We start from the raw sequence: 22,241 nt of genomic DNA, 5'->3' as shown, positions 1-22,241 counted from the left end.
ATTAATAAATTATTATCAATAGTAATAGATTTGCTCAATCAGCAGACAGCATTAATCTCAGACGCCCACCCGAACCCCAGACCTGACATTGCCAGGCATCACATTTCTGACTGATTTGATTGGAGTATGTGGCGCCGGTGGTGCCGAGCGGCACACCATTGCTAAGCTGGATCATATTGGTGCCGGTATTGACTGTGGCATGTAATCCCGCTGAAACCAGAATGAGATTCTTATACTCGGCATGATAATAGCCCAGCAATAATGGGAATTGTCCGTCGAGATTTGCCTGCTTGAATAAATGATTGACCTGTTTAAGCAGCGTCGACATTTGCGGTAACCGCTGATGCTGATCACTTAAGTGCTCACGTAATAAGCTGTTAAAAATAGCCCGCAGCAAGAGTGCAGCCAGTACCCCATTCTCGTTGGCCCGGGTCACATCCAGACAATAGAAACCGAGATCTTTGGAAGAAAGCGCGGCGATATCCAGCACCAGCCCCGGACTTTCTGCTGACGTCAGTTGCCGGTAATTGATGCGGCAATGCGCCAGCTTCTGCTGAACGGGTGGCTGTAATTCCTGCAACAAGCGCTGTGCTTCGTTGGGATTCCGGCACAGCGCTTCCCAGTCCTGAACCAGTGAGCTTTCCTCCATAGCCTGTGATGAAAAAAGCTTCGGGTATAAAGAAGAAAGTAACGCCTCGCGTAACCGGTTAAGATCGTTTATGGGTTTGAGGAGGACATCTTCGACACCGAGTCGCAGCATTGATGCAACATCTGTCATTTTATCAGTGGCGGAAATCACCAGAACAGGGATTTTACTCCCCTGTAATCGCAGGTTTTCGACGAACTCCATCCCTCCCATCTCAGGCATCGCTAAATCGCAGAGGATCAGGTCAGGCGGGTAATCTTCGACCAGAGACAAAGCCTCAAGGCCATTTTCGGCCTCCGTGAATGTCGCACCCAGGGAACTTACATAGCCGGCAAGTATAGATCGGAAAACGGCTTCGTCTTCAACGATGAGAATATGCTTGCTTGTAAGTGGCTTGTCCATCAGGGTCCCCCAGTATTTCTTATTCTAATAGTGGCTCATAAAGCCTGTTTTTGCTTGGCAGAATTGTCAGATTAGGCCAAACACATTTTAAGCCATTCAGAACTGTCTATTTTTAATCAGGGGCAGCAACTGATCTCTCTGTTTTTCAACGGCAAGACGCCCGGCCTCGATCGCTTCTTCCGCCCGATGAAAATCCAGCGTTGAGATTTGCGGACAATAAGGCTGGATCAGCACATCCGGCGGGTCGCCTGCCATGCGGTTACGCTTGAGCCGGTTTTCCAGCACCTGAATGGACGTCGACATTATTTCCATAGCCGAGGGGCTGACGTTAGGTTTTCGGGCATTTGGCCGGGTTAAACGCTGGCGTATTCTGTCACGCCAGCTTACATCTGTCTCAGTATCCAGTGCTTCGCCTGTCGGTTGTACCGTCAGTAAATCCTGCTGCATCAGATGCGCGTCGTGCTGAAGATCGACGGCGATAACGATATCCGCGCCAAGCGCGCGGGTCAGCGAAACCGGCACAGGATTCACTACCGCCCCGTCAACCAGCCAGTAACCGTTATGCCAGACCGGTGCCAGCAGCCCGGGCATACTGCATGAGGCGCGGATAGCCTCATGCAAATCCCCTTTTGTCAGCCACAGTTCGCGGCCGGTGCTCAGATTGGTGGCCACTGCGCCAAACTTCTTCGAGCACTTTTCAAACTCATCAATGCGGATTAACTGCCCCACGGCATTGAATACACGCTCTCCGCGCAATAATCCTCCGCGCTTCCAGGAAAAATCCATCAGCCGCAGCACATCCCAGTAACTGAATGAACGAACCCAGTTTTCTATTGCCGGCAATCTGTCACTGACATAGGCTGCGCCGACCAGTGCACCGACCGAACAACCCGCCACGACATCGACGTCGATATCCATTTCTTTCAGGGCATTAATCACACCAATGTGCGCCCACCCTTTCGCGGCTCCTGAGCCGAGGGCAAGACCAATGGTGACTTTTCTGCTCATCTGATGACCTTATATTGCACATAGCGTTAGAATCAGCGGGCAAGCGCATTGTCACCCGGCGAGTTTGTTAGGTAACATATCAGTTTGGTGCATTCAATAGCGCAACCTGCGTTGTTAAATGTATTAGCCCTGAGATGCAGGAGTTTCCGTGTCAGAACTTTGCCCATGTTGCAGCAGCCTTTCCTTCGAAGAGTGCTGCCAGCCATACATCGCTGAGCGTAAAGTGGCGCCGACACCGTCTGCGCTGATGCGCTCGCGTTACACCGCCTATGTCCTGAAAAATGCGAGTTATCTGATCGCCACCTGGCACCCGGATTGTCAAGCAGAGCAATGGCGCAACAGTTTACAGGAAGGCTTCACCACTACCCACTGGCGCGGTTTGCAGGTCATCGGCCAGTCAGACGGGCGTCATGCAGATGAAGGTTTTGTTGAGTTTGCCGCGCGGTTTACCGAAACCGGCGATGAACATATTCATCTGATCCACGAGCGTTCGCGATTTCTTCGTTTGAACGAACGCTGGTACTATATCGACGGAATTAAACCGCAGACAGGCCGCAATGACGCCTGCCCGTGCGGATCGGGTAAAAAATATAAGAAGTGCTGCGGTAAATAATTCAACCGTATTATTTTAAGTCTTGGACAGGATCCACACCCTCATGCCGCAACAGAACGTACAAACCAAGGTATTACGCACCATTTGCCCTGACGCAAAAGGTCTGATCGCCAAAATCACCAACATTTGCTACAAGCACGAACTTAATATCGTGCAGAACAATGAATTCGTCGATCACCGCACCGGGCGCTTCTTTATGCGTACCGAGCTGGAAGGGATTTTCAATGACACCACATTGCTGGCTGATCTCGACAGTGCGCTGCCAGCGGGCTCCGTGCGTGAACTGAACAGCACCGGCCGCCGCCGTATCGTGATCCTGGTGACCAAAGAAGCCCATTGTCTGGGCGATCTGCTGATGAAAGCCGCTTACGGTGGTCTGGATGTCGAAATCGCCGCTGTGATCGGTAACCACGATACCCTGCAAACGCTGGTTGAGCGCTTCGATATTCCGTTCCATCTGGTCAGCCATGACGGCCTGACCCGCGAACAGCATGACAGCGCGATGATTGCGCAAATTGATCAGTATCAGCCGGATTATGTGGTGCTGGCTAAATACATGCGTGTGCTGACGCCGGGCTTTGTGCAACATTATCCGCATCAGGTGATCAACATACACCACTCATTCCTGCCGGCATTTATTGGTGCCCGCCCGTATCATCAGGCGTACGAGCGCGGCGTGAAACTGATTGGTGCCACCGCGCATTACGTGAATGATAACCTGGATGAGGGTCCGATCATCATGCAGGACGTGATTAACGTCGATCATACTTATACGGCAGAAGATATGATGCGTGCCGGGCGCGATGTGGAGAAAAATGTGCTTAGCCGCGCGTTATACCGCGTACTGGCGCAACGTGTCTTCGTTTACGGCAACCGCACTGTCATTCTGTAATCCGCCTTGTGACGGTGCTTTTCGTTCAGAGAAGCACCGTTAAGAACAAAAAACCCGCAAACAAAGTTTATTATCGCTTTCAGCGCTTTACAGCCCCGAACCATTTGGTATTATGCGCCCCGTTCGCAGCTAACCGCTGCAGCGACAAAAATCATCCATGTAGCACATGATGGTTTTGGCCAGAAAGTATGTAGTAAATGCCACAAAAATTGTGGTGGGGTTCCCGAGCGGCCAAAGGGAGCAGACTGTAAATCTGCCGTCATCGACTTCGAAGGTTCGAATCCTTCCCCCACCACCATCTTCAAGATATTCCCGCTTCTTCCGAAAATTCCAAACTAAAATAAAAATACAAATCGGGAAGGATAGAGAACCTTCGACCCGAAGGTTTGAGCCGAGCGAAGCGAGACAGCGTTGCGCAGCAACGACCCGCAGGGCGAGGCCACAGGCCGAGTCATCCTTCCCCCACCACCATCTTCAAGACTCAACCACTGAATCCCTGCTGCACAAAATCCCTTTCCAGTTAAACATCAAACCTGAACAAAATGTCCTGCTGACACTTCCTGATATTGCCGTTGCGGCGGAATGTAGCCGTTATCACGCACCGGGCTTTTCAGCTCATCGACCTGCATTTGACGTTTCAGCATTCTGCGCGACGGATCAGGTACCGGCACTGACGCCATTAATTTTCGTGTATACGCATGCTGCGGATTATCAAATATCGCTGCGCGCGGGCCGATCTCTACAATCTCACCCAGATACATCACCGCCACGCGATGGCTCACCCGCTCGACCACTGCCATATCGTGCGAAATAAACAGGTAGGAAAGATGCATGCTTTCCTGCAAATCGAGCAACAAATTCACCACCTGCGCTTTCACCGACACATCCAGCGCGGATACCGATTCATCGGCGACAATCACTTTCGGATCGAGCGTCAGTGCGCGCGCAATACAAATTCGCTGGCGCTGACCACCGGAAAACTCATGCGGAAAACGACGCAACATATCCGGCGACAATCCGACTTTTTGCAGCAACGACGCGGCTTTCTCTTTTGCATCGCTGCGGTTATGCAGTTTATGTTGCAGCATAGGTTCGATCAGCGCGTCACCAATGCGCATACGCGGATTCAGGCTGGCAAACGGATCCTGAAATATCATCTGAATGCGCTGCCGCATCTGTAAAATATCGCGCCGGCCCAGATTCATTACATCAAAACCGTCGAAATCAATTGCACCGCTGTGTGGTTTCAGCAGCCGTGTTACCGCACGTCCGGTCGTCGATTTTCCGCAACCGGATTCCCCGACCAGCGACAGCGTTTCACCCGGATATAAATCAAAGCTGATATTTTCTACCGCGTGAACCGCCCCAACCTGACGGCTAAATATGCCGCCATACACCGGAAAACGTGCACTGAGGTTTTTCACCGAGAGCAATGGCGTCAGCCCCGAACCGACCGTTTCTGCCACTTCCTTTGGCTCTCCTGTCTCACCGGTTTGCAAATTAATTTGCGGGAAACGCAACGGCCAGGCATGCCCCTGCATCGACCCGAGTTTCGGTACGGCGGCCAGCAAAGCGCGGGTATAAGGATGCTGCGGGCGATGAAAAATATCCTCCGTGACCCCGCTTTCCACCGCCTCACCGCGATACATCACCAGCGTGCGGTCTGCGATTTCAGCCACCACGCCCATATCATGCGTGATAAACAACACCGCCATCCCTTCTTCTTCCTGCAACGTTTTAATCAGATCCAGAATCTGCCCCTGAATCGTCACATCCAGCGCCGTCGTGGGTTCATCGGCGATCAGTAGCTTAGGTTTCAGCGCCAGTGCCATCGCAATCATCACGCGCTGACGCATACCGCCGGAAAACTGATGCGGATACTCGTCGAAACGCGCGTTGGCATTCGGGATCCTGACTTTCTCCAGCAAACGCAGGGTTTCCGCCCGCGCCTGAGCGGATGACATGCCCCGGTGCCGCTTCAGGCTTTCCGCGATTTGTCTGCCGATACTGAATGTCGGATTCAGCGACGTCATCGGCTCCTGAAAAATCATCGCCATGTCGTTGCCCCGGATATCACGCATCTGCTTATCCGAAAGGGTCAGCAAATTGCGCTGATTCAGCCAGACTTCGCCCTCAATCCGGCTGCTTTGCGCTTTCAGCAAACGCATCACCGACAGCGATGTCACGCTTTTCCCCGAGCCGGATTCGCCGACGATCGCCAGCGTCTCGCCGGGATAGACATCAAACGACAAATCACGTACCACCGGCAACCAGTCGTCTTCGCCGCGAAATGAGGTAGTGAGATGTTTCACGCTCAGCACGGGCTGACGGTTTTCCGGTTGTCCGCGGGTCAGGTTCATTTCATTTGCTCCTGGAAGAAAGCTGCACCTGCGGCGCGTAGCTGAAGTTACGGTCAAACGGGAAGGTTTTACGCGGTTTGCGCAGGCGCGGCAGGCGTTCGACAAACTGATCGACCACGCCGTTAGACAGCGCCATCAGATTCGGGCTGGCAAGCGGGGCCAGTTCCGGCGACAGATAGCCGGATTTAACAACAACAATATCTGCGGTATACGGATCCAGTCCCAGCACGGTGAAATCGCTGATGTTGTGATAGGGGCGACGACGCGCCGAAACGACCACGTCAATCCCGCCGATACGAAGTACCGCCTGACGGTCAGCCGGAGTCAGTGCATCGAGCAGGAAGATAACGTCGAATTCGCCTTTCACCTGCGGGCTGGAATGATCGAGTGACGCGCCGAGTGTCAGCATCAGTGTTGATCCGACACCGGCATTGAATGCCGCGTCGGTGGCCGGGGCATCGGCAATACCGGCCACAATCGTATTCTGCGCATACTGTTTGATCAGCTCCTGCAACACATCGGCGCGATCGCCAACGCCACCGCCGGTCGGATTATCGCCGGAATCCGCCAGCACCACCGGCCGCGTTTCACTGGCAATGGCCTTTTTCACACAGGCTTCCACGGTGTCGGTTTCACAGCCAAACACAAAATCTTCACGGGCGTCCCAGTAAGCCTGTGCCAGTTGCGTGGCCTGCTGTTCCAGCACGGTGCGGTCGGTCCCGGTCATGATTACGGCGGCGGTCGCACGCGGCTCATCCGCCCACACGTAACCGACCATCAGCGAACTGTCCCAGACGCCTTCCACTTCATCCATTTCCGGCAGGCGGGCGTATAAACTTTTCGCCGGTTCATCTTCCGTGCTGGTCCGCTCACCTGGCAACACTACCGGTACCGGCACCCACAGCAATATTGGTTTCACGCCACTTTGCAGATGCTTCACCAGCATGGCGACAGAACGGCGCATGGTTTCTTCCACATCAATATGCGGCGCGGTGCGGTAGGTCGAAAACATATCAATGGCGTCAATAATGCGCTGTGAAACATTCCCGTGCAGATCGTAACTGACACTGATCGGGCAATCAGGCCCGACGGCTTTGCGCGCCGCAGCAATCCAGTCACCTTCAGCATCTTCTAATCCTTCAACATACATCGCGCCGTGCATCGCCAGATACACGCCGTCGAACGGCTTTTGCGCCTCTAATCCTGCCAGCATTTCCGCTTTGAATTTATCGTAAGTGGCACGGGCTACCGGTCCGCCGGCGATAGCACGGGCGTGAATGGTCGGTAAAAAGGTGGCCGGATAGTCCTGTAAAAAACGAAAGCGCGGTGACGCCAGCAACTGCGCATCCCGCACGACAGTGAAATCCCTTTCCTCATTAAGCACCGGATTGTAAGTACTGCATTCAATGTGGATACCGCTGACAGCTATACGCATATTGCTCATTCCTCAGACAGGCTTCAGACCGACCAGAAAGCGGTGGGCAGCAATGCTTGCTGCCGCGCGCGCCCAGGTGTCGTCGTTTAGGGTAAAAGTGCGGACGGGCGTTTTACCGGCATTGCCCGGCAAGACGTTGGCTTCAACGGACTGATGCATAACCGTGCCAAACAGCCCGGAAAAATCGGCGTCCTGATGTGCAATCAGGATCAAATCCGGATCATTGATTTGAATCAGGTGCGATATCGCTAAGCCGAGCGCAGAACCCGCACGGTGCAAAATGCGGATCGCCGCACTCTGGCCCTGCATCGCCAGTTGTTCAAGCCCGCCGATGGTGGTGACCTTCAGCCCTTCGGCTTTAGCCATGTCGGCAATGGCATTGAGTGAGGCTAACGTATCAAGGCAACCCCGCTTGCCACAGCGACACGGCGAACCGTTCAGCTCCAGCGTGCAGTGCGCGATTTCCCCTGCTCCGCCGTGTAACCCCCGATGCAACTGCCCGGCGATGAAATGTGCGCTGCCAATCCCCGCGCCGTGACTGACCAGCGTAAAGCTGCTCAGATCCCGCGCCTGACCGAAGCTTTTTTCGCTCACCGCCAGCGCTTTGGCATCATTTTCAATCGCCACATCCATGCCGGTCGCCTGTGAAATCAGCTTCGCCAGCGGCACATCCCGCCAGCCCAGCAATGCCGACTGCACGCAGGTTGACTGATGTTCATCAATCAGTCCGGATAGTGTCACACCAAGCCCGACCAGCTTTTTCGCCGCTTCGGGATGTGGCCCGAGCAATACCGGTAATGCGCTGGCGATATTCGCCGCCAGTTGTTGAGGATCCGTACCGGCCGCGAACGACACACGTGACAGTATTTCGCCATGCAGATTAATCAGCGCCATCTGCGCCGGATTTTGCAGCAAAGATACCCCGGCAAACCACGCGCCGTCAGGATGGACGACCAGACGCACGGAAGGTCTCCCCTGCCCGCTGCCCGGCACCGTTTCCGCCTCATGCAGGAAACCGGCCTCAATCATCTCGCGTACCACGCCACCGATGGCCGCTTTACTCATCCCTGAGAACTGCGCCAGTTCGGTACGGCTTAAACCGCCTGCGGCATTCACTGCACCCAAAATCTGACGTTGCAAAGTTGTTAGCATATTCGTTTTGGCGCTCTCAGTTTTCGCTCATCTGCATTGACATTAAACGGTAGAAATGGATATATCAATGCTAATTAGTTCACAAATTAAACTAAATGTTTGGATATAAGTATTTCATATGAACTATTTGTTAAATCTGTTTGTTAAAACAAACTGTCATTAAAACCGGCGTTTTACCGAACCGGCAGAATAAATCAGAGCCATTTAATCCGCTTTTTCACGCAGAGGGCAGAACATGAAGATTACCCGTTACATCCGGCGTCCCGTGCAGTTATCGCTGCTGAGCAGCGCACTTCTCGCCGCGCTTTCGCTGCCGGTTTTTGCCGCCACGCTGAACGTGATGCAGAACGAAGCACCGCGTAGCATGGATCCGGGCAACCAGACCGCGACGTTTACCGGCACGGTACTCGACCCGATGTACGAAGGTCTGTTGCGCATGTCGCCACAACTCAAACCGGAAGCGGCTCTGGCAACGTCATGGAGCAGCGATGAAAGCGGTCTGGTGTGGACATTCAAACTGCGCAGCGGTGTCACATTCCACGACGGCACACCGTTTAACGCCGACGCCGTCGTCGCCAACTTTGCCCGTCATCTCGATACCAAACGCGGGCTGGCCGCCAGCGGACGTCTGCGTACCTTCCTTGACAGCGTGACCAAAACCGATGACTCCACGGTGGTGTTCAGACTTAAAAAACCCTATCCGGCTTTCCTCAATTTACTGACCACCGGCGCCTGTCTGATGGTCAGTCCGGCGGCAGATAAAACCGGCACGCTGGACAGCAAAGCAGTCGGCACCGGCCCGTACAAAATGGTGCAATACAAAACCGGCGAATTCGTGCTGGAAGAAAAATATCCGGGCTACTGGGGCGATAAAGCCGCCGGGCCGGACGACATCAAATGGACCTGGAGCGCAGAGCCTTCGGTGATGAACATGGCGTTGCAGGCCGGTGAAGCCGACGTCATCAACCCGGTGCCTCCGCAATTTGCCCGTGTACTGAAAAACAATCCGAAATTCAGTTTGCATGAAAGCCCGGGAGCGGCCGTGTTCTGGGTCGCGCTGAATACCGACCTCAAACCGCTGAGCGATGTCCGCGTGCGTCAGGCACTGAACTACGCCACGGACCGCGACGGACTGGTGCGCGCCATTATGTCGGGCTTCGCACAACCGGCGAATTCCCCGCTGGCACCGGTCACCGCCGGTTATGACAAAACCCTGAACCCGTATCCGTTGGATCTGGCAAAAGCCAAAGCGTTGCTGAAAGAAGCAGGCGTTGCCGACGGCTTTACGATGTCAATTGCCGTGCAGGGTCAGGACGCGCGTATCGGTCAGGTGCTGCAAAGCATGTGGGCGAAAATCGGGGTGAAACTGGACGTGAAAATCATGGAAAGCGGCGTGTGGACCAAAGCCGCGTTTGCCGATCAGGCGGGTAAAAAGGCCGATAACACCGGCGCGGTGCTGGCCTCCTGGTCTTCCGGTGCGAACGGCGCAGATCTGCAGCTTCGTCCGCTGTATTACAGCAAAAGCTTCGCCCCCGGCGGCGCGAATCTGGGATTCTTCAGTGATCCGAAACTGGATGACATGTTAGACAAAGCGGCTTCTACGCTGGATGAAAATACCCGTAACGCGATTTACGTCGACGCTCAGAAAGAAATTAATCAGCAGGCACCGCAGGTTCTGTTGTATTACCAGAATGATTTGTACGCTACCGGTACGCATATTTCAGGCGTCACAATGATACCCGGTGGTCAAATTGTGGTGAAAGATGCACAGAAAAAATAACCGCGGCATTTACAGTGGAAAAGCGCCATGAAAGCCTATCTTGCCAAAAAACTCATCGCTTTCCCGATCATTCTGATCGGGGTATCGATGCTGATTTTTGTGTCTATCCGCGCGCTGCCGGGCGATCCGGCGCGTCTGATGGCCGGGCCTGAAGCGACGCAGGAAGCGGTGGATGCCATGCGTGTGCGCCTCGGGCTGGATCAGCCGCTGGTGACGCAATATGTGCATTTTGCCGGGGAAGTGTTGCAAGGCAATCTCGGCGTCTCGTTGCAGTCGCAACAGCCGGTCACACAGGAAATCGCTGAGCGGATGCCGTATACGCTGATGCTGGCCGTGCTGGCGTATTTTCTGGCAGTGGCGGTGGGCGTTCCTGCGGGCATGATAGGTGCAGTTTACCGCAACCGCTGGCCTGATTTTGGCGTAATGTTACTGGCCATTGCCGGTGCCTCTGTCGCCAACTTCTGGCTGGGGCTGATGGCGATGAACACTTTCTCGGTCACGCTTGGCTGGCTGCCGTTGCTCGGTGCCACTTCATGGAAAAGCTATATTCTGCCCTCAGTCACACTGGCCGTTTTACCGATGGCGGTCATGGCGCGTATGACGCGTTCGAGCATGCTGGATGTCTTGTCAGAAGATTATATCCGTACCGCGCGCGCCAAAGGGTTGTCCGCCACCACTGTGTATTGCAGCCATGCATTCCGCAATGCATTGATCCCGATTGTCACTATCGTGGCGCTCAATTTCGGCAGCCTGATTGGCGGGGCAGTTGTCACCGAATCCGTCTTTAACTGGCCGGGTATCGGCCGCCTGCTGGTAGATTCCGTACGCTATCGTGATTACCCGGTCATCCAGGGCGTGGCGCTGGTCGCCGTCTGCGGCGTGGTGGTCATGAACCTGCTCGGTGAATTGCTGATCGCTTTCCTGAATCCAAAAATAAGGTTTGATTGATGTCTGCCGTTATCACGCAATTACCCCGTCGCAAACCGCGCACGCTGCGGTTTTTCCGCTGGTTATGGCGACATCCTGCCGTGGCCCTCGGCGGATTTATTGTCAGCCTGATCGTGCTGATGGGACTGTTCGCCCCCTTGATTGTCCGTCATGACCCGTACGCACAAGACCTGATTGATACCCTGCTTTCACCCAGTGCCGATCACTGGTTCGGTACCGATGATTACGGCCGCGATATCTTCGCTCGGGTGATTTATGGTGCGAGGATTTCGATTATCGAAGTGGTGCTGAGCGTCGGGCTGGCGATGATCATCGGCATTCCGCTGGGGATTATTGCCGGCATGGCGGGTCGTTATACTGACATGATTATTATGTGGTTTATGGACATGCTGTTTGCCTTCCCCGGCATCGTGCTGGCCATTCTGGTGGTCAGTATTCTCGGCGGCGGGCTGGTAAACTTGCTGATCGCGATTTCACTGTTTGCCATCCCGGTATACGCACGTCTCAGCCGTAACCTGACGCTCGGTTTAAAGCAGATGGAATACGTTGAAGCCGCGCAGGCGCTGGGTTTATCAAATTACCGCATCATCGTGCATTATATTTTGCGCAATGCCATCGGGCCGATTATCGTGCAATCGACGCTGACCGCAGGTACGGTTATTCTCGCTGCCGCCAGCCTGTCATTTCTGGGGCTTGGTGTGCAACCGCCGATGCCGGAATGGGGTACCATGATGAGCGATGGCCGGAACTTCCTCGGCATAAATATTTACCTTTCGCTGTTCCCGGGTCTGGCCATTATGCTGACCGTGCTTGGTTTTAACGTACTTGGCGACGGGCTGCGAGATTTACTGGACACACGCTCATGAGTTCTGCCGTTTTTTGCGCCGATATCGGCGGTTCGTTTATTAAATTTGGTGTTTCACGTTATTCAGGCAAAGTAGAAGAATGCGGCAAAGTGCCCACACCCGTCGCCTCATGGCAGGATTTCGCCGACGCAATACAACAACTGATCGACAGATATGGCGCTGATTTACCGGCATGCACGCCGCTGGCTATTTCCACCGCAGGATTAGTTTCGCCACAAACCGGCGAAATGCTCGCAACCAATATTCCGGCCTTTACCGGTCATTCGCTGGCGAAAGATCTGAGCGCGGTGCTTGACCGTCCGGTCACTGCCGCCAACGATGCCGACTGCTTTGCCCTTGCCGAAGCCCATGCAGGAAACGCACAAAATCAACCCGTCGTGGCGGCGATTATTTTAGGTACCGGCGTCGGCGGGGGTCTGGTCATCAACGGCCAGTTGGTTCGGGGTCACGGTGGCGTTACCGGCGAATGGGGCCACGGTGCGATTACCCGCACGGAGTTGACGATTGACGGCAAAAATTACCCCATTCCGCGCCTGAAATGTGGCTGCGGCCAGACCGGCTGCCTCGATATGCTCGGCGGTGCGCGCGGTATGGAACGTTTGCATCAACATTTTCACCATCAGGAAAATACCAGTCTGGACATTGTGACTGGCTGGCTGAACGGGCATCCTGGCAGTTCGCTGACCGTTAACGCCTGGCTGGAACTGGTTGCCGAACCGCTGGCCTTGCTGGTCAATATCCTCGGCCCTTCGCGGATCGTCGCGGGTGGCGGGCTGGCGTCTGCCACTGAACTTATCGCCGCGCTGGATGTAAAAGTACGCGGCGGTGTACTGCACACTTATGCAGAACCGTTGCTGATACCGGGGAAATTTCTGACCGACGGCGGATTAGTGGGGGCATCGGTGCTGGGGAGGATGCAGAGTTAGTTGTTTGCTCCTCCCCCTGCAATAGCCGTACGGTTTTGGTTTCAACTCCTCCCCTTCGCAGGGGAGGGAGTCAGACCCGTTTTAGCCGATACAAACAATGTTCCCGTAACCCGTGCCCCTCCTCCAGCGCCGGATGCATGAAGTTCTCTTTTGGATCCCATACCATACCGAGCTTTTTCATCACCGCCTGCGAACGGACATTCGGCAGCGCGGTAAAGGCCACAATTTCGTTTAGCCCCAGTTGGTTAAACCCGGCATCCAGCGCAGCGCGGGCGGCTTCAGTGCAATAACCTTGCCCCCATGTATCCGCCCTCAGGCGCCAGCCGATTTCGATACATGGCGTAAACGGCAAATCATAACCTGGCGTATGCAACCCGACGAAGCCGATGAATTCGCCAGTTTCACACAACTCAACCACCCAGATCCCCCAACCGCGTTCTGTGATCAAATCCCGGCAGCGGATCGCCATCTCGTCACTTTTTTCACGGGTCAGCACTGACGGGAAAAATTCCATCACTTGCGGATCTGCGTTCATGGCGGCGAAAGGCTCGAAATCACTGTCCTGCCACTGTCGCAAAATCAGTCGCGATGTGGTGATGGCCAGCGGCGGCGATGCAACGGGGACGGTAAAAGACTCCATAAATAACTCCTTTTTTATGGCAGGTATGAATTAAAAGTAAATTCTGGTATTTCCTGTTAATGATATTTATAACAATAATAAATAATTCCGGAGCTGCCATATGATTTTTCACCGCTATCACGGACTGGGTAATGATTATCTGGTCTGCCATCACAGCGTCGCCGCCCTGCTCAGCCATCAGCAAATTAAGCGCGTCTGCGACCGCCATTACGGCATCGGTTCCGACGGTCTGCTGATCGACAACGACGGTGCTGACATTCCCTCCCTGCGCATTATTAATCCCGACGGTTCAGAAGCCGAGAAAAGCGGCAACGGTCTGCGTATTTACGCCCGCTATCTGTTTGATATCGGACGCGTAACGCATAAACCTTTTCTGGTGAACACGGCGGGCGGACAGGTGCGCTGCGAAGTCACCGAAGATGCGCATCAGGTGATTGTGGATATGGGGCAGGCAAAATTCTCGCCAGCCGCGTTACCCGCAACGGTTGAAGGCGATGAAGCTCTCGCGTTACCGCTGGTGGCTGGCGGGCACAATCTCAGCGCAACGCTGGTGTCGATGGGCAATCCGCACTGTGTGATCCGGGTGGAAAAGCTGGATCTGGATTTGGTCAGGCAGCTCGGTGCTGAAATTGAAACGCTGGCGATTTTTCCGAAACGTACCAACGTGCAGTTCGTGCAAGTCATTGATCGCAATACTATCCGCATCGGCATCTGGGAACGGGGCGCGGGGTATACGCTGGCTTCCGGCAGTAGCAGTTGTGCGGCGGCCAGCGCAATGCGCAAGCTCGGGCTGGTGGACGACACGGTTACCGTGCAGATGCCCGGCGGTGAACTCGCCATCCGTTTCAGCGGCGATTTTCAGGTCAACATGCGCGGGCCGGTGCAGAAAATCGCCACTGTGACTCTTGATAGTGACTGTTTCCGGGATATGCCGGGGTAGCGTTTTGACCAGCTGAACTTCCCGGTCTTACTGCCCGGGCATCACCCGGTGACACCTCGCCACCACGCCGTTTGGACCGCACACCAAATCCTGCGGCATCTGACAACCGTCTCCGGCCAGCGGGCAACGTTCGCGGAAATAACATCCCATTGGCAGGTTGCGGTTGCCCGGTAATTCCCCTTTTCTATCGACTATCCCTTCATCAAGCTGACGTCCGGCACGGGGAACCGAATCGAGCAACAAACGGGTGTAGGGATGTTGTGGCTCTGACAGGACGTTTTCCGCCGCCCCCAGTTCAACGATTTGCCCGAGATACATCACGGCGACACGGTCACTCATATGGCGGATAACGGAAACGTTATGAGAAATCAGCACATAGGTGAGATTACGCTGGCGTTGCAGTTCCACCAGCAAATTGAGGATTTGCGCCTGCACCGAAATATCCAGCGCCGAGGTCGGTTCATCCAGCACGATGATGTCCGGCTCTGAGGACAGCGCACGGGCAATGGAGATACGCTGACGCTGGCCGCCGGAAAACTCATGCGGCAGACGGTCGAGGTATTCCCTGCGGATACCCACCTGCTCCGCCAGCGTGGCGGCCAGTTCACGGCGCTCCCGGCTGCTGTTGTGTTTTTGCACAAACACCGGTTCGGTAATGATCCGCCAGACCGGCAGGCGCGGGTCCAGCGACGATTGCGGATCCTGAAACACCATTTGCATACCGGAGCCGAACCAGGAATTGTCATGGCGTGCGCGATGCACTTCACCGCTGCTGGGCTTTTGCAGCCCCATCAGCAACTGCGCCAGCGTGCTTTTCCCGCAACCGGATTCCCCGACAATACCTAAGGTTTCGCCGCGGATAATATTGAGATCCAGCCCGTTCAGCGCGTGCACATAACCGGTCGGTTTACCGCGCCAGTTATAGCTTGCGGGAAACCGTACACGCACGTCCTGCAGTTCAACCAGTGCCTCAGCAATCATCAGGAATGCTCCTCAATACGTTGGATGTAGATGTCACCGGCACGGCGTTGCGGATGCCAGCAGGCCACGGATTGCTGCGGGAAGTGCGGCAGTGAAGCCAGCGCCGGTGTCTCGATGCAATGCTCATCGGCATGATCGCAGCGCCCGCGAAACGCGCAGCCCTGCGGCAGTTTTGCCAGATTCGGCACGGTGCCGGGAATGGCTTTAAGCAGACTGCGTGGCTCACCGTTTTCAGGTGCGGCCTGCAATAAACCGATGGAATACGGGTGCGACGGCGTGTCGATCACATCCGCTGTCGTGCCGCTTTCGATCACATGCCCGGCGTACATCACATAAACCCGGTCACAAAGCTGTGACACGACGGCCATATCGTGCGTGATAAATAAGACCGCCGTGCCGCTGGCGCGGGCTTTGCGCTGGAGTAAACGCAATACCTGCCGCTGCACGGTGACATCCAGCGCAGTAGTCGGTTCGTCGGCGATAATCAGCTCCGGTTCGCAGGAAAAGGCCATAGCGATCAACACACGCTGGCGCATCCCTCCTGAAAGCTCAAACGGGTAGCGTGACATTATCTGCTCCGCATCGGCAATCTGCATATCCTGTAACAGGCCGACGGCTTTTTGCCATGCCTGTGTCTTGCTGATTTTCTGATGCAGACAGATGACTTCACACATCTGACGGCCGATTTTACGCGTCGGATTTAGCGCATTCATCGGCTCCTGAAAGATCATCGCCACCCGCGCGCCGCGTAAGGTACGCATCTGTTCTTCCGTGGCCTGAACCACATCAGTACCGAGCATGCGTAACGTGCCGCCGGTGACAGTAAAGCCGTCGGGCGGCAGCAGACGCATCGCCATCATTGCCGTGACGGATTTACCTGAGCCGGATTCACCCACCACGCCGACGATTTCTCCGGCACTGACCGACAGTGATACCTGATTCAGCGCTTTCACTTCACCGCCGTACACCGGAAAGACCAGTTGCAGATTGTCGATTTCCAGTACCGGCGTCCGGGATTGTTCAGTCATCTCAGCGCCCTCTGCTTTTCGGATCCAGCAGGTCGCGCAGACCGTCGCCGAACAGATTAAAACCGGTGGCCGTGATCAGAATAGCCACGCCGGGAAAAGCTGAATACCACCATTGATCGAGAATATAATTGCGGCCATTGGACACCATCGCACCCCATTCTGCGGTCGGTTGCTGTGCGCCAAGGCCGATAAAACCTAATGTCGCTGCCATCAGAATTGAGGTGCCGATATCCAGCGACGCCTGCACTATCAGCGGCGGCATCACATTGCGCAGCACGTGCCAGGTAATGAGATGCCAGCGCGACGCGCCGAACGTCCGCGTAGCTTGCATATAAGCCTGATGGCGCAGCATCAACGTTTGCCCGCGTGCAAGCCGCACGTAAAACGGAATGCGCACGACGGCAATCGCCAGCATAGCGTTAAATAAACTCGGTCCGAGCGCGGCCGCCAGCGCCATGGTTAATACCAGCGACGGCACCGACAGCATAATATCCATGCAGCGCATGATCAGCGCATCCACCACACCGCCGACCACGCCGGAAAAACAGCCAAGCAGCGAGCCGGTCGTACCGGCAATGATGACCACCGCCAGCCCGGCGGCGACGGATTGCTGGCTGCCAGTCAGCACCCGACTGAACAGATCCCGCCCGACTTCATCGGTACCAAACCAGTGCAACGCGGAAGGTGCCTGCAATCTGTCGGTCAGGCTGATGGCATTCGGGTCGTACGGTACCAGCCACGGCGAAAAAATCATGATGAAAAGCACGACCAGCATGATCGCCAGCCCTAACATCGTCAGCGGGCTGCGGCTCAGTAAATGGAATGTGCGCCGCCAGCTGGCGAAACGCGGTTTGACATCCGGTGCCACAATATCGGCCCGACGATTATTGACGCCCGGTTCAATCACTGACATTGGCTCACCCCTCACGTCCGATGCGCGGATCGATCCACACATACAGCAAATCCACACACAGATTGACGATCACGTATGCGAACGACACCACTACCGCAAAGCCCATCACTGCCGGGAAGTCCAGCGCCTGAATCGAATTCACGACATACGCCCCCATGCCCGGCCAGGCAAAAACGGTTTCCGTCAGCACCGCACCGTAGAGTAAATCCCCCATCGCCAGCCCGAGCACGGTCACGGACGGGATCAGTGCATTCGGCAAGGCGTGGCTGAGGATCACCCGCCAGCGGGAAAGCCCGTTGGCACGCGCCGTACGGATGTAGTCTTCATTCAGTTGCTCCAGCATCGCCGAGCGGATCTGACGCGCCACAATCCCCATATGCACAAACGCCAGCGTCAGCGCAGGCATCGCCAGATGTTGCAGACTGTTCCAGAAAGCCTCCCGGTTGCCGGTCAGCAAAGAATCGAGCACATAAAAACCGGTGATATTGGCTGGCGGATCCATCCAGTCATCTAACCTTCCGCCGCCCGGCAGTAAGTTCAGATGGCCGTAGAACAGGATGATGACACCCAGCCCCAGCCAGAAGGCAGGCGTGGAGATACCCAGCACCGAAAGCAGACGCACCAGATGATCGGGGAATTTATTACGGTAAACTGCCGACAGCACACCCAGCGGAATACCGAGCACAATCGCCAGAAACAGCGCACTGACCGCCAGTTCTAACGTCGCCGGGAAGAAGGCTTTCAGGTCTTCCAGCACCGGACGACCGGTGCGGATTGAAGTGCCCAAATCGCCGTGCAGCAGGTCGCTGACGTAACGGAAAAACTGCACATACAGCGGCTGATTCAGCCCCAGTTGCTCACGGATATGTTCAACCATTTCATTGCTTGCGCGATCGCCCGCCAGCAACCGAGCCGGATCACCAGGGATCATATGCGAGATGATAAAAGTAATGACGCAAACCCCCGCCATCACCAGTATCAGCCCCCAGCAGCGCTGGCGGATCAGAGTCCAAAAAGTCATAGTTTTTCCCCGTAAAACCCTTTCAGGTCGTGAAAGGGGTTTTCGTGAATGATATTGCGGTTACTGTTTATGCATTTGACCAACGTTGAACACTTGTTCGAGCATCGGGTTGAAAACAAAGCCCTTCACGTCTTTGTTCATCGCCACCTGGTAGTTTTTCTGGAACAAATACACATACGCCGCTTCGTCGATAACAATTTTCTGCGCCTGCTGGTAGTACTCGGTGCGCTGTTTCTGGTCGGTCACCGACACGGCTTTTTTCAGCAACGCATCAACCTGCGGATTGGAATAGAAGGAACGGTTACCCGGCAGGCCTTTCTTGTCGGACTCAAACCAGTAGTTCATAAACATGTACGGGTCGGCAAAATCCGGGCTCCAGTTACCGATTGAGATGTCGTAATCGCCCTGCCCGATACGGTCGCGCATGGTAGCGTTAGCCAGCTTTTCCAGTTTCACGTTAATCCCGGCCTGACCCAGGCTGGCCTGCACGGAAAGTGCGATAGCTTCCCAGTTCGGATCATTATCGGAATACAGGAAGTCCAGCGTCTGCGACTTGTCTTTGACTTTCCCGAGGTCGGCTTTGGCCTGCGTCAGATCCAGACTGTATTGTTTTGCCGTCGGGTCGAAGCCCCACATACCGTCAGGGATCGGCCCGCGCATCTGTTTAGCGTTACCGCCAAGAATACCTTTCACCATGCCCTGATAATCCACGGCAGAGGAAATCGCGCGGCGTAAATCCACCTGACTGAGCGGTGCTTTGCCGTTGTTGAGATACAGATACGTCACGCGCAACGACGGAAATTCCTCAACGGCGACTTTGTCTTCTTTCTTCAGCGCAGCCAACTGGTCCACCGGCAGGGAATCAGCGATATCCAGATCCCCGCGTGAAAGTTGCAGACGGCGGGTAGCGCTTTCACCGATAATTTTCACGGTCACGCGTTTGAAGGCTGGCTTTGCGCCGCTGTAATACGGGTTCGGCACCAGCACCAGTTGCTGACCTTTCTGCCAGCGATCGAGCTTATAAGGGCCGGAACCGGCGGTATGACCGGCCAGCCATGCCTTGCCTTCATCGGCTGGATTGGCTTTAGCAATCGCCGGATTGACGATCCCCGCACCGTCATTCGCCAGCGTGTAGAGGAATGGCGCGAACGGCGTTTTGAGCGTGAACGTGACCGTCAGCGGATCCACCACCGAGACCGTCATGTCTTTCGGGAAGGCTTCCGACGGGCCCTGGCCGATTTTCATCAGACGATCGAATGACCATTTCACGGCATCGGCATTAACTTCAGTGCCGTCATCAAATTTGGCGCCCGGCTTGAGTTTGAAGGTCCAGACGAGTTGATCCGGTGAAGCCGTCCAGCTTGCCGCCAGATCGCCTTCGACCTGCGTCGAGCCTTTACCGCCTTCGGTTTTATACTGCACCAGACGCTGATACGCCGGATACGTGACCGTCCAGTCGTTGTTGTCGATGGTCACTGCCGGATCCAGCGTTTGCGGATCGGCTGCTTTACCGATCACCAGCATGTCTTTCGGCACGGCGGCCTGCGTGGCAAAACTTAAGCCTGACAAGGCGAGAAAAATGGCACCGGCGACCTGTGTTTTCGTATTTTTGCGGAACGTTTTGATTGCTGTGTTGCTCATCGGGGAACTCCTGGCTCTGTCAAAAAGTGATAAGAGACGTGCAATGATTACGCGGCATTAACCGGCGGATAGCAGCCGAACCGCTCTTCTAACAACGGATACGTATTGGCATCCGGTAATTCAAAGTGCCACCACTCGCTGGCGATACCTTTAAAGCCACCCGCTGCCATCACGGCGTTGAGCAACAAGCGGTTACGCTGGATGTGTGGCGGTAAATCGGGATAAAACGGATGCGATACTTCCGTCATTTCATCGAAACCCGCGCCCATATCCACGACTTCCCCCTGCTCATCCAGCAAGGTGAGATCGACGGCCACACCGCGGCTGTGATGCGAGCCGAGCCTGATATCCACCACATAATCCGGATTCGGAAACGCCGCCCATAAACAGGCCTGCGCCGCCTGCGGCCGGTAAGCGTCATAAATTTTCAGGGTAAAACCTGCCAGTTTCGCCACTTCATTGCAGCGAACTAAAGCCGAGGCGGCATCGGGGTGCAGCAGGCAACGCGATTCACAATAAATCGGCTGACCGGTCAGGTTATCTGCGGTGGCATACTTCAGGTCAATCACGGCATCGGGCAAAACTTCGGCCAGATCAGTCAGTGCGATGTCAGGTGTTTTATTATTGATGGTCATGATTAATGTCTTTCCGTTCCTGTCGTTGCAATGAATTTACGATTCAAATTGTCCGAGCTGTTTTTGCAAAATCCGGTTATTTGCCAGCCGTTGTTCAACATCGTTACCGCGCAGTTCGAGCACTGCCGAGCACAGCAAGTTGAACAGGCAACTGAGCGGTGCCATCGAGTCCCAGAACTGGCCGGTGTCGGTTTTCACCTGCAACAGATCTACCGGATAATCGCGCGCCCACGGGCAATAAATGTCAGTAATCAGTGCCACGTTCAGGCCGCGTTCACACGCAGCTTCGCAATAGGTTTGCGCCATCTTCGAATATGCACGGGTATCGGTCACCACCAGATAGGGCTGCGTGAATTCCGAATTCAGGGATTCGACATAGGTGCCGGAAAGCCCGTCGGCGAAATAAACTTTCGGACGTAAGTATTCGAGATAACTGGCGAAGTTATTGGCAATGCCGCGCACCGACTGGATACCAAGAATAAACACCGCCTCAGCCTCAGCCAGGCGACGGCTGATCTGCGCAAAACTGTCAGTTTGCGCCAGCTGATAGACGTGATTAATGGCGCCGAGCTCGAGCGTCAGCGACTGCTGCAACTTTTCCTGCTGCGGCTGTTTGCTGCGTTCGCGGTAAGCACCCAGACGATCGGTAACCACCCACGGCTGATAGGATGTGCCGCTTTGCAGACGCAGCATTTGCTTGAAATGATCGAGATTACGATAGCCCAGGCTGCGCAGATAGCGCCCGACAGAAATGCCGCTGGTCGCCGCGCTACGCGCAATGCTGTCCGCCGTTTCAAACGGGATCTGTGCAAGATTTGCCAGCAGGTAGCTGGCAATGCGTTTGCCCGTCGGCGTCTGTCCGGCAAACGAGGCTTCGATTTGTTCAATCACATCCTGCGCTGGCTGCATCAGTGCATCCTCTGTTGCTTCATTGTCAAAAAGCTAGACGTTGTTAGTAAAATAACAATGCACGGGATGTGCCAGTTTCGGGAAATGAATGAAATTTGTGCGGAAGATCTGAATTTATGATGATGTTATGGCAGGCAACTGGCAAAAAACTTGCTGAAGAACGGCCGGAACCAAACTTATCGATAACGCTTGCACAACAATCAGGCAACTTGTGAGTGCTTTTAGTGCAATACAGCCATGACAAGGCGAAAGCATGAGGAAAAACTGCAGAGGCTTTAACCACTTTGTCTTAATAGTCAACAGGTTGAACATTAAGAGAACAGTCAGACAACTTTTTTCGTTAACCCTTTGACATGCCACGGGGCAGTCGCTATTATTCGCCCCGTTCACACGATTCCTCTGTAGTTCAGTCGGTAGAACGGCGGACTGTTAATCCGTATGTCACTGGTTCGAGTCCAGTCAGAGGAGCCAAATTCTTGTTTTCATGCCTCTTTGCGAATCCTTA

Annotated in this window: 20 protein-coding genes, 2 tRNA genes and 1 other RNA gene; 10 read left to right on the top strand and 13 right to left on the bottom strand. The window is 54.8% G+C overall.

Annotated features, from left to right (window positions below):
* Positions 1–34: 34 nt before the first annotated feature.
* A complete protein-coding gene (rssB, locus tag J1785_RS20100; protein WP_129951617.1) occupies positions 35–1,048 on the bottom strand; it encodes a two-component system response regulator RssB in 1,014 nt (337 codons plus the stop codon).
* A 96-nt stretch (positions 1,049–1,144) separates the two neighbouring features.
* Positions 1,145–2,056 carry a patatin-like phospholipase RssA gene (rssA, locus tag J1785_RS20095; protein WP_217138347.1) on the bottom strand — a complete coding sequence of 304 codons (912 nt, stop codon included), beginning with the start codon at positions 2,054–2,056 and terminating at the stop codon, positions 1,145–1,147.
* Between the two features lie 148 nt (positions 2,057–2,204).
* On the opposite strand from rssA, the gene J1785_RS20090 reads away from it, so the two are divergent.
* The 4 genes from J1785_RS20090 (at position 2,205) to J1785_RS20075 (ending at position 4,032) form a co-directional block, all read left to right on the top strand.
* Positions 2,205–2,669: a YchJ family protein gene (locus J1785_RS20090; RefSeq protein ID WP_129990399.1), complete on the top strand. Its 465-nt coding sequence runs from the start codon at positions 2,205–2,207 to the stop codon at positions 2,667–2,669.
* Positions 2,670–2,712: 43 nt separating this feature from the next.
* On the top strand, positions 2,713–3,561 hold the full coding sequence (purU, locus tag J1785_RS20085) for a formyltetrahydrofolate deformylase (protein ID WP_013575956.1): 849 nt from the start codon (positions 2,713–2,715) through the stop codon (positions 3,559–3,561).
* A 213-nt stretch (positions 3,562–3,774) separates the two neighbouring features.
* Positions 3,775–3,859, top strand: a tRNA-Tyr gene (locus J1785_RS20080).
* A gap of 43 nt (positions 3,860–3,902) precedes the next feature.
* A non-coding RNA gene (locus J1785_RS20075) (RtT sRNA) lies at positions 3,903–4,032 on the top strand.
* A gap of 56 nt (positions 4,033–4,088) precedes the next feature.
* Here J1785_RS20075 and J1785_RS20070 read toward each other — a convergent pair.
* From J1785_RS20070 to J1785_RS20060, 3 genes are read right to left on the bottom strand one after another with little or no spacing between them, the layout of a single operon-like run.
* Entirely contained in the window at positions 4,089–5,921 is a 1,833-nt protein-coding gene (locus J1785_RS20070; protein ID WP_217220371.1) for an ABC transporter ATP-binding protein, read from the bottom strand.
* 1 nt (position 5,922) lies between these two features.
* The gene (locus J1785_RS20065) at positions 5,923–7,356 is read right to left on the bottom strand and encodes a M81 family metallopeptidase (RefSeq protein ID WP_217220370.1); all 1,434 of its coding nucleotides are present in this window, start codon (positions 7,354–7,356) and stop codon (positions 5,923–5,925) included.
* Between the two features lie 12 nt (positions 7,357–7,368).
* On the bottom strand, positions 7,369–8,508 hold the full coding sequence (locus tag J1785_RS20060; protein ID WP_217220368.1) for an ROK family transcriptional regulator: 1,140 nt from the start codon (positions 8,506–8,508) through the stop codon (positions 7,369–7,371).
* A 235-nt stretch (positions 8,509–8,743) separates the two neighbouring features.
* Between J1785_RS20060 and J1785_RS20055 the strand changes: the two genes are divergently transcribed.
* The 4 genes from J1785_RS20055 to J1785_RS20040 are packed head-to-tail and all read left to right on the top strand — an operon-like array spanning position 8,744 to position 13,028.
* Entirely contained in the window at positions 8,744–10,288 is a 1,545-nt protein-coding gene (locus J1785_RS20055) for an ABC transporter substrate-binding protein (RefSeq protein WP_217220367.1), read from the top strand.
* Between the two features lie 27 nt (positions 10,289–10,315).
* The gene (locus tag J1785_RS20050; protein WP_129951624.1) at positions 10,316–11,236 is read left to right on the top strand and encodes an ABC transporter permease; all 921 of its coding nucleotides are present in this window, start codon (positions 10,316–10,318) and stop codon (positions 11,234–11,236) included.
* Positions 11,236–12,102, top strand: coding sequence for an ABC transporter permease (locus tag J1785_RS20045; RefSeq protein WP_129951625.1), 867 nt, complete (start codon positions 11,236–11,238; stop codon positions 12,100–12,102). Before J1785_RS20050 ends, J1785_RS20045 begins: the two co-directional genes overlap by 1 nt.
* Entirely contained in the window at positions 12,099–13,028 is a 930-nt protein-coding gene (locus tag J1785_RS20040; RefSeq protein WP_217220365.1) for an ROK family protein, read from the top strand. The genes J1785_RS20045 and J1785_RS20040 overlap by 4 nt, the downstream gene beginning before the upstream one ends.
* A 70-nt stretch (positions 13,029–13,098) precedes the next feature.
* On the opposite strand, the gene J1785_RS20035 is transcribed toward J1785_RS20040, so the two are convergent.
* Positions 13,099–13,668 carry a GNAT family N-acetyltransferase gene (locus J1785_RS20035; protein WP_217220363.1) on the bottom strand — a complete coding sequence of 190 codons (570 nt, stop codon included), beginning with the start codon at positions 13,666–13,668 and terminating at the stop codon, positions 13,099–13,101.
* Positions 13,669–13,768: 100 nt separating this feature from the next.
* Here J1785_RS20035 and dapF point away from each other — a divergent pair, with 100 nt between their 5' ends.
* Positions 13,769–14,608, top strand: a complete 840-nt coding sequence (gene dapF, locus J1785_RS20030; protein WP_217220361.1) for a diaminopimelate epimerase — start codon at positions 13,769–13,771, stop codon at positions 14,606–14,608.
* A 27-nt stretch (positions 14,609–14,635) separates the two neighbouring features.
* Here the strand turns inward: dapF and J1785_RS20025 are convergent, their stop codons facing one another.
* From J1785_RS20025 to J1785_RS19995, 7 genes are read right to left on the bottom strand one after another with little or no spacing between them, the layout of a single operon-like run.
* Entirely contained in the window at positions 14,636–15,589 is a 954-nt protein-coding gene (locus J1785_RS20025) for an oligopeptide/dipeptide ABC transporter ATP-binding protein (RefSeq protein ID WP_129951628.1), read from the bottom strand.
* Positions 15,589–16,617, bottom strand: coding sequence for an ABC transporter ATP-binding protein (locus J1785_RS20020; protein WP_129951629.1), 1,029 nt, complete (start codon positions 16,615–16,617; stop codon positions 15,589–15,591). Before J1785_RS20020 ends, J1785_RS20025 begins: the two co-directional genes overlap by 1 nt.
* Before the next feature lies 1 nt (position 16,618).
* Positions 16,619–17,530 (bottom strand): D,D-dipeptide ABC transporter permease, encoded by a 912-nt coding sequence (gene ddpC / locus J1785_RS20015; protein ID WP_129951630.1) that lies wholly within the window; start codon positions 17,528–17,530, stop codon positions 16,619–16,621.
* A gap of 4 nt (positions 17,531–17,534) precedes the next feature.
* Entirely contained in the window at positions 17,535–18,551 is a 1,017-nt protein-coding gene (locus tag J1785_RS20010) for an ABC transporter permease (protein WP_217138357.1), read from the bottom strand.
* 60 nt (positions 18,552–18,611) lie between these two features.
* Positions 18,612–20,192, bottom strand: coding sequence for an ABC transporter substrate-binding protein (locus J1785_RS20005; protein WP_217138358.1), 1,581 nt, complete (start codon positions 20,190–20,192; stop codon positions 18,612–18,614).
* A gap of 47 nt (positions 20,193–20,239) precedes the next feature.
* Positions 20,240–20,827, bottom strand: a complete 588-nt coding sequence (gene ddpX / locus J1785_RS20000) for a D-alanyl-D-alanine dipeptidase (protein WP_217138359.1) — start codon at positions 20,825–20,827, stop codon at positions 20,240–20,242.
* A gap of 36 nt (positions 20,828–20,863) precedes the next feature.
* A complete protein-coding gene (locus tag J1785_RS19995; protein WP_129951634.1) occupies positions 20,864–21,736 on the bottom strand; it encodes a MurR/RpiR family transcriptional regulator in 873 nt (290 codons plus the stop codon).
* A gap of 395 nt (positions 21,737–22,131) precedes the next feature.
* Between J1785_RS19995 and J1785_RS19990 the strand changes: the two genes are divergently transcribed.
* Positions 22,132–22,207: transfer RNA gene (locus J1785_RS19990), tRNA-Asn, on the top strand.
* The last annotated feature ends 34 nt before the right edge of the window (positions 22,208–22,241 follow it).

Origin of the sequence: Rahnella perminowiae (assembly GCF_019049755.1) — a bacterium.
GTDB classification, from domain to species: Bacteria; Pseudomonadota; Gammaproteobacteria; order Enterobacterales; family Enterobacteriaceae; genus Rahnella; species Rahnella perminowiae.
This window is presented reverse-complemented; position numbering and strand designations above follow the sequence as displayed.